This is a genomic window from Brucella grignonensis, assembly GCF_002252505.1.
GTDB classification, from domain to species: Bacteria; Pseudomonadota; Alphaproteobacteria; order Rhizobiales; family Rhizobiaceae; genus Brucella; species Brucella grignonensis.
Genome location: NZ_NNRL01000162.1, coordinates 25,678 through 39,303, shown reverse-complemented (window position 1 = coordinate 39,303; position 13,626 = coordinate 25,678). Strand labels below are relative to the sequence as shown.

Genomic DNA, 13,626 nt, shown 5'->3' with positions numbered 1-13,626 from the left:
CATGGCTTTTCTTAATCTCCAGCACCTGAAAAAGAGCTTCGGCGCCAATACTGTCGTCCACGATTTCAACCTCGCTGTCGAAAAGGGCGAATTCGTTTCCTTTCTCGGCCCATCGGGCTGCGGCAAAACTACCGTTCTGCGCATGATCGCAGGCTTTGAAGGTGCCGATAGCGGCGCAATCGAAATTGACGGCAAGGATGTGGTCGATCTCAAGCCCAACCAGCGCAATATAGGCATGGTCTTTCAGGCCTATGCGCTGTTTCCAAACATGACTGTTGCCCAGAACGTGGCATTCGGTCTGCGTGTTTCGGGCAAGTCGAAAGCTGAAATCGACGCGACGGTCAAGGAAATGCTCAGCCTCATCAAGCTTGAACATCTTGCGGATCGCTATCCTTATCAGATGTCCGGCGGCCAGCAACAGCGCGTGGCACTGGCTCGTGCGCTTGCAACCAAGCCGCAGGTGCTTTTGCTCGACGAACCTCTTTCAGCGCTCGATGCAAAGATCCGTATCTCACTGCGTCAGGAAATCCGTGCGATCCAGCAAAAGCTCGGCATCACCACGGTTTTCGTGACCCATGATCAGGAAGAAGCACTGTCTATCTCTGATCGTATCGTCGTGATGCATGAAGGCCGGGCTGATCAGATCGGTACGCCGTTTGATATCTATAACCGTCCTGCCTCGCGTTTTGTTGCGTCCTTCGTCGGTACACTCAACATGCTTGAAGCATCTGTCAACGAACCGGGACAAAACAGCATTGAACTTGATGGCCGCACAATCAAGGTGACCGAAGAACTCGGCCACCATCCAAAGGGCAAGGCGATCACGCTGGCTCTGCGCCCCGAAGCGGTTAGCCTGGAGGCACGTAAGAGCCACGATACGTCGCTCGATGCGACCATTGAGGATGTGCACTTCCTCGGTTCAGTTATTCGTACGCGCGTGGCACTTGGCAAGAACCAGTTGTCATTCGACACGTTCAACGATCCGACGCAGCCACCGCCACAACGCGGTGACAAGGTGACGGTGCATTTTGCGGCCCATGATTTACTTGTTTTGGCCGATTAATCCCAAAAAATAACAAAAAAGCCGCTCAAACGGGCGGCTTTTTTGTGAAACCTGTGTTCAAGGCGCGTCAAGATTATGGCCCTTTTGTGATTTTGATCACTCAGGGCCGAAACCTGTCAGCGCTTAATTGCCCCAAGGACCGTGGAAATCACCATCCTTGTCGATGCGCTTGAAGCCGTGCGAACCGAAGAAATCGCGCTGGCCCTGAATGACATTGGCCGTACCCTGCGACTGCGTAAAGCTGTCGAAATAGCTCAATGCCGAACCAAGTGCAGGAAGCGGCAGACCTGCAAGTGCGGCCTGTGCAACGATCTTGCGAAGACCCTTCGATGCCTTGCTCATGCGTTCAATGAAGGCAGGAACCAGCAGAAGGTTCTCGATTTCCTGACCTTCAAAAGCCTGTGCAATATCATCGAGAAACAGCGAGCGGATGATGCAGCCTTCGCGCCAGATGCGGGCGGTGGTTGCAAGCGGGATGTTCCAGCCGTGTTCCTTGGACGCTGCGGCCAGAACTGCAAAGCCCTGCGCATAGGCAACAATTTTTCCGGCCAGCAGACCCTGCTCAAGATCGGCAAGGAACTGCGCCTGATCAGCAATATCCAGCGTGCGCGGCGCAGGCTTGTAAGCCTTTTCCGCAGCCTGACGATCAGCTTTCAGCGACGAGATCGAGCGTGCATCAACGGCTGCTTCAATCCCGGTTGCAGGAACACCGAGCATCTGCGCTTCAATCGCCGACCAGCGGCCAGTGCCCTTCTGTCCAGCTTGATCGAGGATCATATCGACCATCGCCTTGCCGGTTTCAGGATCAGTGGCCTTCAGAACTTTTGCAGTGATTTCAATGAGGTAGGAATTGAGCGGGCCTGCATTCCACTTCTCGAACACATCACCGATTGCAGGCGCCGAAAGACCGAGGCCATCACGCAGGATGCCGTAGATTTCGGCAATCATCTGCATGTCGGCATATTCGATACCATTGTGAATGGTCTTTACGAAGTGGCCTGCGCCATCCGGACCAACCAGCGCACAGCAAGGCTCGCCCTTATACTTTGCCGCCGCAGCCAGGAGGATTGGCGCGATGCGATCATAGGCTTCCTGCGTACCGCCAACCATCATTGACGGTCCATGACGTGCACCTTCCGCGCCACCCGATACACCCATGCCGACAAAGGTTGGATCGTTCGGGCCGAGTGCCTTCAGACGACGCATCGTGTCACGATAGTCGGAGTTGCCAGCATCGATCATGATGTCGCCCTGCTCAAGATAAGCCTTGAGGCGGGTTGTTTCAGCGTCAACTGGTGCGCCAGCCTTGATGAGGAAGATAATTGGACGTGGCTTGCGGATATTGTCAGCCAGTTCTTCAAAAGTGGCGCAAGGGATGATCTTGTCACGCAGCGCGCCAGCTTTTTCGATGAATGCTTTCAAGACAGGCTCGTCGCGGTCATAGACGGCTACCGTGTAGCCCTTCTCGGCGATGTTCAGCGCAAGGTTCGAACCCATGACGCCGAGACCGACCATTCCGATATCTGCTTTTTCCATTTTTTGCCCTTTTGAAACACAGCCAACTGGCTTGTCATACAGAAATAGAGAGCCGACAGACTAGACTGTCTTAGCTGCTGCTGTCCCACTATGTAGCGCCAGCAGAGCCAGTCTGTATCCTATTGTTGGATGATCTAGGGCATATGACGCAAATTTGATAGGCCTTTTTCTAAAAAACTAACCGATTTAAATGCTCAGACGCGCTCCAGTTTCTCATGCGGCAGTGGTGGCAATTCGATCTCGATATTGTCGCCAGCCTGCACGTTTCCACCCGTAAGAACGATCGACATGACACCCGCTTTGCGCACCAGTTGGCCGTCTTCCGTTCTATCGAGAACAGCGCCCAAAAGCCCCTTCCCGAAGTTTTCAATCTGCGAGCATGGATTGCGTAAGCCTGTGATTTCGAGAACAACATCGGACCCGATTTTGAGGATGGCCGACTTGGGCAGAGCGAGCAGATCAATCCCGCGCGTGGTGATGTTTTCACCCAGCTGCGCGGGCGCAATGTCAAAGCCTTTCTCGGTCAACTCATCGAAAAGCTCGGCCTGAATGAGATGGACCTGACGCAGATTTGGCTGGGTTGGATCAACTTTGACACGCGAACGATGCTTGACCGTCACACCTTTATGCGCGTCGCCTTCAACGCCCTGACCTGCAACAATGCTTATCTCTGAAACCAGCTGTTTCGAGAAACGATGCTCGGCGTCGCGCGCAACGGCTACAACAATTCCACCCATATTTTTACCTTGATCACATGAAGAGGGAAACGGCAGGCAAAGCCGGTCGTAATCCCGGATATCATGCGATATACAACAGACAAATGACAAGGGTATCGCGAAGGGGTTGGCGGTAAAACCATGACGAGTAAGCAACGCGACGGCAAAAATTTTCGTTGGGGTATATGGGGAACGGGCACGATTGCCAATGCCTTTGCAGCCGACATTCAGGCAAGCGGCGACATGCGTGTGACTGCGGTGTGTTCGCGCTCGATGGAGAGTGCGACAAGTTTCAAAACCCGCATCGGCGCGGACAAAGTCTTTGATGATGCCGCTGCATTCCTCAACAGCGCTGATATCGATGCCGTTTACATTGCCACGCCCAATGCCATGCATGTGCCGCAGACATTACAGGCAATCGCCGCAGGCAAAGCGTGTCTCACAGAAAAGCCGCTGACGCTCGATGCAGACGGTGCAAACCAAATTGCAACCGCAAGCAGGGCGCATAATGTTTTTGCCATGGAAGCGATGTGGAGCCGGTTCCTTCCGGCGATTCATGCCACCCGTGAGCATATCAAAAGCGGTCGCATCGGGACGGTAAAGCGTATCGAAGCGGACCTCTCCTATTTCCGTGCGGAAGATCTGCAAAGCCGGTTTTTCAATCCGGCACTTGGCGGCGGTGCTGCCTTCGATCTCGGCGTCTATCCGGTTTCGCTTGCGCTGAGTTTTCTCGGCTTGCCCGACGCTGTCAGCGGACGTTGGACCAAGGCCAAAAGCGGCGTCGATATGCGAACTGAAATCACGCTGACATATGCAAATGCCACAGCTGAGCTCTCATGCGGCTTTGATCGGGATGGTCAAAACCAGATGCTGATTGAAGGCACAAACGGCGCGATCCTCATTCACGCACCGTTTCTGAAAGCACAGCGTCTGACGATTTTTTCCGCGAGTATGCTGAATTCAGCCCTTGGTCCGAAAGGGCCGGGTGGCTTGATTGGCAAGGTTCTGAACCGCCTGCCTTTGCCGGGCAGAACGGTTGAACACCATGCTTTTGCTGGAAACGGATTGCAGTTTCAGGCGCAAGCCGTGCGCGATGCCGTGACACGCGGCGAGATTTCAAGCCCGATCATGCCGCTTGAACACAGTGCTGCGGTGGCAAACATCGTCAGCACTGTGCTTGGAAAGCAACCTGATTAGAAGCTGCTCTGAACCTTATAGGGTGCAGCGTTTTCGCCAGCATTATTGAGTGCGAGGGCTACTTCGGTGATGTGCAGGGCCACCGCACCGGAGAAAAAGGCCGTCTTACCGGTTTCAATGGCGCGTGCCTGATCAGCCACGCCACGCATGAAATCGATCTGCGATGGGAATGACGGCAGGCTTAGCGCATCGCCTTTTGGATAGGCGAGCTTGCTGCCAACAGCCGGTTTCCATGGCAAAGTCTTGCCAAGCTTTGCTTCCAGACGACCAAAGACACGCGACAGGATAGAACGCTTTCTGGTGGTCGATTCAAGCCGCACAGCAGAACGGTTATCCCAAAGATCATCGACGGTGATTGAGCCCTTGTCAGCCACGATTGTCAGGCTGCGATCCTTCGGCATTGCAAGGCCGGACGTCAGACGCGCAACAAGACCGGATTTGAAACGCAGGCAACCGACGGAAAAATCAGGCGCCATGTGCAGATGCTCCGTTCCCGGTCCCTTGTTCTGGAAGGTGATCGAGGAAAACGCTGTCACGCTTTCAACTGGACCAAAAAGCGACACGAGCCATGAGAGAGCGTAACCTGCATGTTCCAGCGTGCAACCAATCTCAAACTCATGCAGACCCGGCCAAGGTGCACCCGATTGCGAGCGCCATGTCGCCCATTTGTCACGAAAAACCGGGCCGTCTTCCATTTCGGCATAGACCAGACGCGGGGTGCCGATCTCGCTGATCGAGTGTGAGACCAGTTTCTGCGCGTCACTGAGACCATTGGCCGGTGCGGCTGCCAGTGTCAGTCCGTTTGCCTCAGCAAACTCAACCAGCGCTTTGGCGTCGTTGAAATCCATCGCCAGCGGCTTTTCCGAATAGACATGCTTGCCCGCCTCAAGAGCGGCGCGTGAAATGGCATAATGACTTTCCGGCGTCGTCAGGTTGAGAACGATCTGCACGTCTTTATCGGCAAGAATTGCCTCAAAGCTTTCATAAGCGCGCACGTTATAATGCGCTGCAAATATCTTGAGCCGTTCAGCCGAGCGGTCAAAGGCACCGAGCAGCTTCAATTGCGGATAATTGCGCAGCGTGGTCATGTAGTAATCGGCGACGAAGCCCGTGCCAATGATCGCAATATTCATGGATAACTCCGATTAGAGCATTTCCAGCAAAAGTGCGAAGCGGTTTTGCGTAGGATAATGCGTAAAAACAAAAAGATAGAGCGGTTCCTACTATTCTTTTTCAACAGGAACCGCTCTAGACAGACCGTTTTGGGATGGTGACTTTGGCCGTCATGCGCAGGCCAAAAATCGCAAAGATGAGCATGAGCCAAACCGGGTCCATGCGACGGAAGAAGAAGCTTTCCAGCATCGCATTGAGCGTGCCAAAAAACACAAACATCAAAAAGAAATCGGCAAGAAGAAAGTTCTCGCGGGTTGGTCTGCACCGCATATAATTCACCAGCGGCATGATGATGATCACGACGATCGCGCAGATGAGACCGACGAGTCCCATCGAAAGCGTTATATCGAGATAACCGTTATGACCATGAACGATGCCACGCACATCCCAGTCGAGATAATAAGGGTTCGCGGCTTCCTTGACGCGCTCTGCGCCCCAAAAGCTCTCATAGCCAAATCCGATCCATGGGCGATTATGCAATGCCTCTATCGCAAAAGCCCAAATCGATGTGCGTCCTGTAAATGTCGGATCGACCGAGAAATGCATGATGATTTGATGCAATGGCTCAAACAGGACTGTGCCGATGGTGAAGAGCGCAAAGATCACCTGAATGCCAAAGATCATCAGAGGTGCCAGTCCGCGCAGACCGAACATGCCGGGGCCAATGACCAGCAGCATGGCAAATGGGACCAGAGCGGCAGTGGTCTTCGAGCCTGTATGGGCAACAAAGAACAACGCAACCAACGCAATCAGCGCACCACTGATCCGCCAGCCACGCCGCCAAAGATAAATGCCAGCGAAAGCGAAAATTGCCATGACAGGCCCGGCGATGTTCTTGTGGGTGAAAACACCACGCCACAGAAATGAATTCTGCGGCTCGCCAGCGTCAACGCCATGCGTGCCAAGATTGGGCAAAAGCACCACACCAGTATAGGAGACGAAAATAACGATAGATGCCACAACAAGCAGCATCCACGAATAACCATCTGCATCCTGAGGCAACGCAAGAACAGCGACGATAGCCAGAACACCAATCAGCGTCAGCATGATGCCACGAATGGCGGTCGGTGGATCTGGGCTGACAAAGGCTGAAGCCAGTAAAAGGCCAAACATCAGCAGCCAGCCAAGGCTTATAAGCCTCAAAACCTTGCCAGGATCAGCAAACATTGCAAGCGCTGCCAAGGCAATGGCCCCGACAAGGCCAAAGCCAAGCTGATTGACAACATCGCCCGCCTGTTGACCATCAGCAGGAACGGCCGGTGAAAACGGACGAAAAGAAATCAGCAGAATGCAGAATATAACCGTCGCAGTGACGAGCGCTATCTTGCGCATCGTCACTCGCATAGGATCGGACGAAATCAGATCAGTTCTTGTCCGGATTGCGATACTGCTCATTCAAATATCCAAAATGCGCCATCACCCGGCCCAGACCGATATGGATGAAGTAGGTTCCAACCGGCGCAAAGCCAGCTGCAAAGCCTCTTCTCACAGCCTTGATCGGTGAATAAGCCAAAAGAGCCAGGCTCTTGAGGAACACGCGCACCTGACCGAACGGCTCATCCTTACGCTTGCGCTGTTCGATCAGGGTCGAAAGAACGCCATTGCGAAGACCACGCGAGGTGATCCAGTCGCTTTCCAGACGACGCGCCGGCACGGTTTCGCGCACGATACCTTCCGCACACCAGGCAACTTTAAAGCCCTTAGCGATTGAGCGCGACAAGAAGTCGGAATCGCCACCACCGGTAAAGTTGAACTTCAGGTCCATGAACGGATAGCCGATGGCTTCCAGCACAGGACGTGCAATCAGCAGATTGCCCGAAGAATAGATGATCGGAACAGGGCCCGTCGTATCATAATGCGGCAGGAAAACCGGATGCTTTGCCCACTGTTCCGAATTCGGCTTTTCAAAAATCGGATACTGCGGACCACCGACCAGACTGACGTCATAGCGTTCTGCGGTAGCAACCATGTTTTCGATCCATTCAGGATCAGCCAGTTCGTCATCATCGATCACGATGACATATTTGAAGTTCGGGAAAAACTTCGTCGCAGTCAACCAGCCTGCATTATAGGCATTACAATTGCCACGATGGGATTCTGCAATAAGCATACCCGGATACTTGCCAGCCTCGAAAAGCGGAGCGGCAACGGTTGCGCCTTCCTTTTTTTCAGTCTCGTTCTCGATAACGACAACAGCCCAGCGGCGCTTGGTCACCTGCGCATTCAGCGTATCAAGTGTTCTTATCAGATGTTCCGGTCTACGAAATGTCGGCAGTGAAACGACGACTTCGATATCTTCATGACGAAGACCGGGTGTTTTAGCGATTACTTCAATATGATCCGGTAAATCTGGCATCTCAGCTTCCGATTATTTCAGAGAATTATTATTTTATGCTTATCTTGCCACTATTGATAAACGCTTAAAGAAAAGTTCACCGCATGGCTGTAGACACTGGCTTCAATAAATATTCATTAAGAGCCGTCAGGAGTTGAATTGCAACCGTTCCGTCTTGTCTTCGTGACGTCACTTGTTCCTCATGCCGTCGCTTCAACAGGTTATGAAGTTGCGAACGCCGCAGTCATCGATGGCCTTCGTCGTGCTGGCGCCCATGTGACTGTTCTGGGCTTTACATGGCCAGGCCACAAGGCTGCCGAAAGTGCAGACACAATCGTGCTTGGTGAAGTGGAAGTGCGTACAGAAGGTGCGGGCATCAAGCGCAAGATTGGATGGGTCCTGAAATCCGTCCTCACCGGGCTTACGGTTTCCTCAGCAAAATTGCGCGTGATCCCTGCTATCGAGCTGCACAATGCGATCACCGAACTTGGCGAATTTGATGCCTATGTTCTCAACGGCGTCACGCTGCCCGGTGCCTTCGAAGAAATCTTCAAAAACAAACCATCGCTGTTCGTTGCGCACAATGTTGAGTATCGTTCGGCAGAAGAAAACGCCGCAGACGCCAAAGGCAAGGTTCAGAAATTCCTCTTCGGTCGCGAAGCCCGTATTCTGAAAAAGCTGGAAAACAGGCTTTGCAAACAGGCGAGTTTCGTTTTCACATTCGCGGAAGACGACGGTCCGGCGCTGGGCCTCAGCACCGAAAAATTTGCGACATTACCGCTTGTCATGCCAGGGAACGACGCTGCGGCAAAGGTGCCGTCGACGAAATATGATCTGGCACTGATCGGGACATGGACATGGCACCCGAATCGCATCGGACTTGAATGGTTTCTGCGCGAAGTAAAACCATTGCTGCCGAATGACATTTCAATAGCAATTGCTGGAAACACACCGGCTGATTTGGTTGCGGCATGGCCCGGCGTCAATTTTGTCGGCAAAGTGCCTGACGCGACCGAATTTGTAGAAAGTGGAAGGCTTATACCACTGATCAGCCGTGCGGGTACTGGTGTTCAGCTCAAAACAATCGAGACATTTGAACTTGGCATGCCGAGCGTCGCAACTGCCCATTCTGTTCGTGGTATCAGCAATATTCCAGAGAACTGCACAATCGCCGATAAGCCCGCAGAATTTGCCGCAGCCGTTGTACAACGTCTGAAAACAATCAATGAAGGCGACAATCAAAGGCTTGATGGTAAGGCTTTTAAACAGGCACAAATCAAAGGCATGGACAGCGCAATCGCCCGAGGGTTAAAGAAACTTCAGGACGTCACAGGAAAAGCAGACTGACATGACGAATAGCTCCCCCGAAAAGCTCGAATATCGAAATATTCTCGGCATAAAGGTTGTCTGTTTCGACTGGGACAGTTCATTCGCCTATTTCGAAAAGCGGATCGAAAACCATGAATTCATGAAGCAGGGTTGGCTTAATGCCAACAATGCCAATATAGCGCATGAAGATCCGGCCTATATGACTGCTTTGAAAGATTTTCTGATTCTGCCTGATGGTATTGGCGTCGATATCGCCAGCAAAGTTGCCTATGGCGAGAAATTCCCGGCCAATCTGAATGGTACGGATTTCATCCCGGGCCTGATGGAACACATCAAACGCCCGATGAACGTCGCCCTTCTCGGTGGCGGTCCCGGTGTTGCTGCGGAAGCTGCACAGCTTTTCAAACAGCAAATACCACAGCATGATTTTCGCGTGATCTCAGACGGCTATTTCAAGCCAGCCGATATTGATGGCATTCTAAGCCAGCTTAAAGAATATCATCCGGATATTTTGCTGGTCGCCATGGGCGTCCCACGGCAGGAACTGTTTATCGACAAATACATCACAGCCGAACACTGCACGATTGCAAGCGCTGTCGGCGCCTTGTTCGACCTGCATACTGGCCGTGTACAACGCGCGCCACACTGGGTCCGCACACTCAAGATGGAATGGGTACACCGCCTGTTGCAGGAGCCTCGCCGTCTGGCAAAGCGCTACCTCGTCGGAAATCCGGTCTTCCTCTGGCGCGTTGCCAAGGAGAAGCTGTCAGGGGGTAAACCTTGAAGACAGCTATTGTCACTGCAAGCTGGGATCAGGATTTTGAACGTTGCAAGCTCCTGTGCGAAACCATGGACAAATATGTCACCGGTTTCACCAAGCATTACATCCTTGTCGATAGCAAAGATGTAGCACTATTCCGGCAGATTGAGAGCGCCAAACGCATCATCATCGACGAGCGGGATTTGCTGCCCTCATGGATTCGTGCATTCCCCGATCCGACTTATCTTGGTCGGCGTCGTGTCTGGCTTTCGTTTAAAACCAAGCCATTGCGCGGCTGGCATGTGCAGCAGTTGCGCCGCATTGCGCTGGCCAGCAAGGTCGAAGAAGACGGTCTCCTCTATACCGATTCAGATACTGCTTTTGTGAAGCCCTTCGATTGCAGCACGCTCTGGCAGGATGATAAATTACGCCTGTTCTACCGGCCCAATGCGCTGGCCAATCCCGAATGGCCGGAACATCCCGTCTGGGCAGAAAATGCCGGAAAGCTTCTTGGCGTCAAAAATGGTAAAAGCGCGCTGAATGACTATATCGGCCAGCTTGTTTCATGGCGTAGAGATTCAGTTGTCGGCATGTGCGAACGCATCGAAAAGCACACTGGTCAGCATTGGGTGGCAGCTATCGGCAATGTCCGCCGCTTCTCCGAATGCTTTATCTACGGCCATTATGTCGATGATGTTCTGGAAGGTGCAGGTCACTTTCACGACACCCATGATCTGTGCCGTATGCAGTGGTTTGCACCGCCGCCAACGGAAGAAGAGTTCCGGACTTTCATCGCCGAAATGGAACCGCATCAGGTTGCCATCGGCATGCAATCCTTCCTCAGCCTGTCGGTCAATGATATCCGCCGCATCATCGGTGGTTGAAATCGCAGGAAACCGGAGCGCTCATCACAGGCGCTTCGGCTTTTATACCAAGGTGCTAGAGCATTTCCAGCAAAAGTGCGAAGCGGTTTTGCGTCGGATAATGCGAAAAAACAAAGAGATAGAGCATTTCCAATGATTCAAGAAAAACAGGAAATGCTCTAGCACGCAAAATCCTGTTCACCTCCCAACCTGATCTGCGCTATGCTCTGATTCTGGCTTCCTCCACGCCTCCTCCCTCCAATCGGGAAAGCATTTTTCATGCGGGAAATCTAACCATCGAACCAGCTGTTCGAGCGAATGCATAAGGAGGGATTGCAATCAAAGCTCGCATAGGAGGTTTTGATGAAATTATCGGCTCCCATCTATCATTTGAAACGCCGCGCGAAGCTTATGGCGCGCGATGAAAGCATACCGCTTCATTCGGCATTGGATCGCATAGCAAAGCGCGAAGGCTTCAAAAGCTGGAGTACACTGACCCATAAATATACCAACGCCGTATCGGCTGCGGAACTTTATGCGCGCTTACAGCCGGGTGATCTGGTTCTGGTTGGCGCAAGGCCCGGCCATGGCAAGACACTGCTCAGCCTCGAAATCCTCATTGAGGCCATGAAGAAGGGAAATCGTGGCCTGTTCTTCTCTCTCGACTACACGAGAAAAGACATCCGAAAACGATTTGAGATGCTTGGCGTCAACGAACATGACTTTGACAGACAGTTCGTGTTCGACACATCTGAAGTAATCAGCGCCAATTACATTATAGAGCAATCGCAGAATGAACCGCGCGACACATGTATCGTCATCGACTATCTGCAATTGCTGGATCAGAAGCGTGAAAATCTGGAACTGATGCTTCAGATAAGGGCGCTGAAAGCTTTTGCGGAGGAGCTGGGCCTGATCATTCTCTGCATCTCGCAGATTGATCGCAGTTTCGATGCGGACCTCAAGGCCTGCCCGGATTTAAGCGATGTGCGTCTTCCCAATCCGCTTGATCTATCGCTGTTCAACAAAGCCTGTTTTCTTAACAACGGCACGGTGACGCTTCAGGCTAACTGAACCAATAAAGCGTTTCCAGCAAAAGTGCGAAGCGGTTTTGCGTTGGATAATGCGCAAAAACAAATAGATAGAGCGGTTCCAATGTTTCAGTCTTAACTGGAACCGCTCTAAGAAAAAAGCTTCTGTGGCGTCGTCTTCACGCCACAGAAGACAGTCTCTCGGCACCCATACGATAAGAAATCGCACCTGCAAGATGTATCCGGCTGATCTGATCCACACCATCGAGATCGGCCAATGTACGGGCTACTTTCAAAATGCGATGATAGGCACGCGCGGAAAAACGCATCTGTTCGCTCGCGTCGCGTAACAGTTTTAAACCCGCAGCATCCGGTTTGGCCACGTCCTCAATCAGATTTGCCGAACAGTAAGCGTTGGTCAGGGATGCATCCAGCCCAAGCGCTGCATAGCGCGCGCTTTGTATTGCCCGCGCCCGTGCGACACGTTTGGCAACGCTTTCGCTTCGTTCGGATTGCGAGGGCTGAATGAGATCAAGAGCTGAGACAGCAGGCATATCAACGCGCAAGTCGATACGATCCAGCAAGGGGCCGGAAATTCGAGCCTGATAATCGCTCTGGCAGCGAGGACCGCGCGCGCATGTGTGCCCCGGTTCTCCTGCCATGCCACAGCGACATGGGTTCATAGCGGCAATCAGCTGAAAGCGTGCGGGATAGCTTGTGCGATGATTGACACGTGCGATCATGCATTCACCAGTCTCCAGCGGTTGTCTGAGAGAATCGAGTACCTGCGGCGAAAATTCGGGAAACTCATCAAGAAACAAAACGCCATTATGTGCAAGCGACACCTCACCCGGTCTCGCCCGCAACCCGCCGCCGACCATTGCTGCCATGGATGCCGAATGATGCGGGGCGCGAAAAGGTCTGCGGTCCGACAGTTTTCCACCCGATAGCTCGCCTGCAATGGATGTGATCATTGAAACATCGAGCAGTTCACGCGGGCTGAGTTTTGGCAGGATCGACGGCAGTCGCTGCGCCAACATGGATTTTCCTGATCCCGGCGGTCCGACCAGAAGCAAATTGTGATTTCCAGCAGCAGCTATCTCCAGCGCCCGCTTGGGTGTCTCCTGCCCTTTGATGTCGGCCAGATCAGGCTGCACTTCACTTGATACGCGCATGGAAGGATCAGGCGGCGTCAGCACCTGTGTTCCGCGAAAGTGGTTAGCCAGAGCAATCAGGCTGCGTGGCGCAAGAATATCGACATTGGCCCCTGCCCATGCCGCTTCCGGCCCACAGGCATAAGGACAGATCAGCCCCTTGTCTTCACGATTGGCACCAATTGCTGCAGGCAATACACCCGCAACAGCCGTTATGGAACCATCAAGCGAAAGCTCTCCCAAAACCAGATAGGACTGTATGGCATCTATCGGGATAGCACCGATTGCTGCCATCAGCCCAACGGCAATCGGCAAATCATAATGCGAGCCTTCTTTCGGCAGGTCGGCAGGAGCCAGATTGACCGTGACCCGCTTGGTCGGCATGGAAAGGCCGGAAGCGTGTAGTGCTGCCTGTACCCGCTCACGGCTTTCGGCCACTGCCTTATCAGGCAGGCCAACAATCGAGATG

The 13,626-nt window shown here is 52.9% G+C and carries 11 protein-coding genes and 1 pseudogene; 6 read left to right on the top strand and 6 right to left on the bottom strand.

The window, feature by feature from the left end; genetic code table 11:
- Position 1 precedes the first annotated feature (1 nt).
- Complete coding sequence (locus CEV33_RS13615) at positions 2-1,063, top strand: ABC transporter ATP-binding protein (RefSeq protein WP_094540989.1); 1,062 nt, start codon at positions 2-4, stop codon at positions 1,061-1,063.
- Between the two features lie 123 nt (positions 1,064-1,186).
- Here the strand turns inward: CEV33_RS13615 and gndA are convergent, their stop codons facing one another.
- Entirely contained in the window at positions 1,187-2,599 is a 1,413-nt protein-coding gene (gene gndA / locus CEV33_RS13610) for an NADP-dependent phosphogluconate dehydrogenase (protein ID WP_094540988.1), read from the bottom strand.
- A gap of 194 nt (positions 2,600-2,793) precedes the next feature.
- Positions 2,794-3,336 (bottom strand): MOSC domain-containing protein, encoded by a 543-nt coding sequence (locus tag CEV33_RS13605; RefSeq protein ID WP_094540987.1) that lies wholly within the window; start codon positions 3,334-3,336, stop codon positions 2,794-2,796.
- A 120-nt stretch (positions 3,337-3,456) separates the two neighbouring features.
- Between CEV33_RS13605 and CEV33_RS13600 the strand changes: the two genes are divergently transcribed.
- Entirely contained in the window at positions 3,457-4,512 is a 1,056-nt protein-coding gene (locus CEV33_RS13600; RefSeq protein WP_094540986.1) for a Gfo/Idh/MocA family protein, read from the top strand.
- Here CEV33_RS13600 and CEV33_RS13595 read toward each other — a convergent pair.
- The 3 genes from CEV33_RS13595 to CEV33_RS13585 all read right to left on the bottom strand — a co-directional run bounded on the left by CEV33_RS13595 (position 4,509) and on the right by CEV33_RS13585 (position 8,041).
- The gene (locus CEV33_RS13595; RefSeq protein ID WP_094540985.1) at positions 4,509-5,645 is read right to left on the bottom strand and encodes a Gfo/Idh/MocA family protein; all 1,137 of its coding nucleotides are present in this window, start codon (positions 5,643-5,645) and stop codon (positions 4,509-4,511) included. The genes CEV33_RS13600 and CEV33_RS13595 overlap by 4 nt on opposite strands.
- Before the next feature lie 115 nt (positions 5,646-5,760).
- Positions 5,761-7,080 (bottom strand): O-antigen ligase family protein, encoded by a 1,320-nt coding sequence (locus CEV33_RS13590; protein ID WP_094540984.1) that lies wholly within the window; start codon positions 7,078-7,080, stop codon positions 5,761-5,763.
- On the bottom strand, positions 7,049-8,041 hold the full coding sequence (locus tag CEV33_RS13585; protein WP_094540983.1) for a glycosyltransferase family 2 protein: 993 nt from the start codon (positions 8,039-8,041) through the stop codon (positions 7,049-7,051). The genes CEV33_RS13590 and CEV33_RS13585 overlap by 32 nt, the downstream gene beginning before the upstream one ends.
- 138 nt (positions 8,042-8,179) lie before the next feature.
- Here CEV33_RS13585 and CEV33_RS13580 point away from each other — a divergent pair, with 138 nt between their 5' ends.
- The 4 genes from CEV33_RS13580 (at position 8,180) to CEV33_RS13565 (ending at position 12,046) form a co-directional block, all read left to right on the top strand.
- Positions 8,180-9,367: a glycosyltransferase gene (locus CEV33_RS13580; RefSeq protein WP_094540982.1), complete on the top strand. Its 1,188-nt coding sequence runs from the start codon at positions 8,180-8,182 to the stop codon at positions 9,365-9,367.
- A 1-nt stretch (position 9,368) separates the two neighbouring features.
- Positions 9,369-10,133 carry a WecB/TagA/CpsF family glycosyltransferase gene (locus CEV33_RS13575; RefSeq protein ID WP_094540981.1) on the top strand — a complete coding sequence of 255 codons (765 nt, stop codon included), beginning with the start codon at positions 9,369-9,371 and terminating at the stop codon, positions 10,131-10,133.
- Entirely contained in the window at positions 10,130-10,993 is an 864-nt protein-coding gene (locus CEV33_RS13570) for a DUF6492 family protein (protein ID WP_094540980.1), read from the top strand. Before CEV33_RS13575 ends, CEV33_RS13570 begins: the two co-directional genes overlap by 4 nt.
- A 342-nt stretch (positions 10,994-11,335) precedes the next feature.
- On the top strand, positions 11,336-12,046 hold the full coding sequence (locus CEV33_RS13565; protein WP_094540979.1) for a DNA helicase: 711 nt from the start codon (positions 11,336-11,338) through the stop codon (positions 12,044-12,046).
- A 136-nt stretch (positions 12,047-12,182) separates the two neighbouring features.
- Here the strand turns inward: CEV33_RS13565 and CEV33_RS13560 are convergent.
- A pseudogene (locus CEV33_RS13560) lies at positions 12,183-13,625 on the bottom strand (YifB family Mg chelatase-like AAA ATPase); the annotation flags it as partial.
- Position 13,626 lies beyond the last annotated feature (1 nt).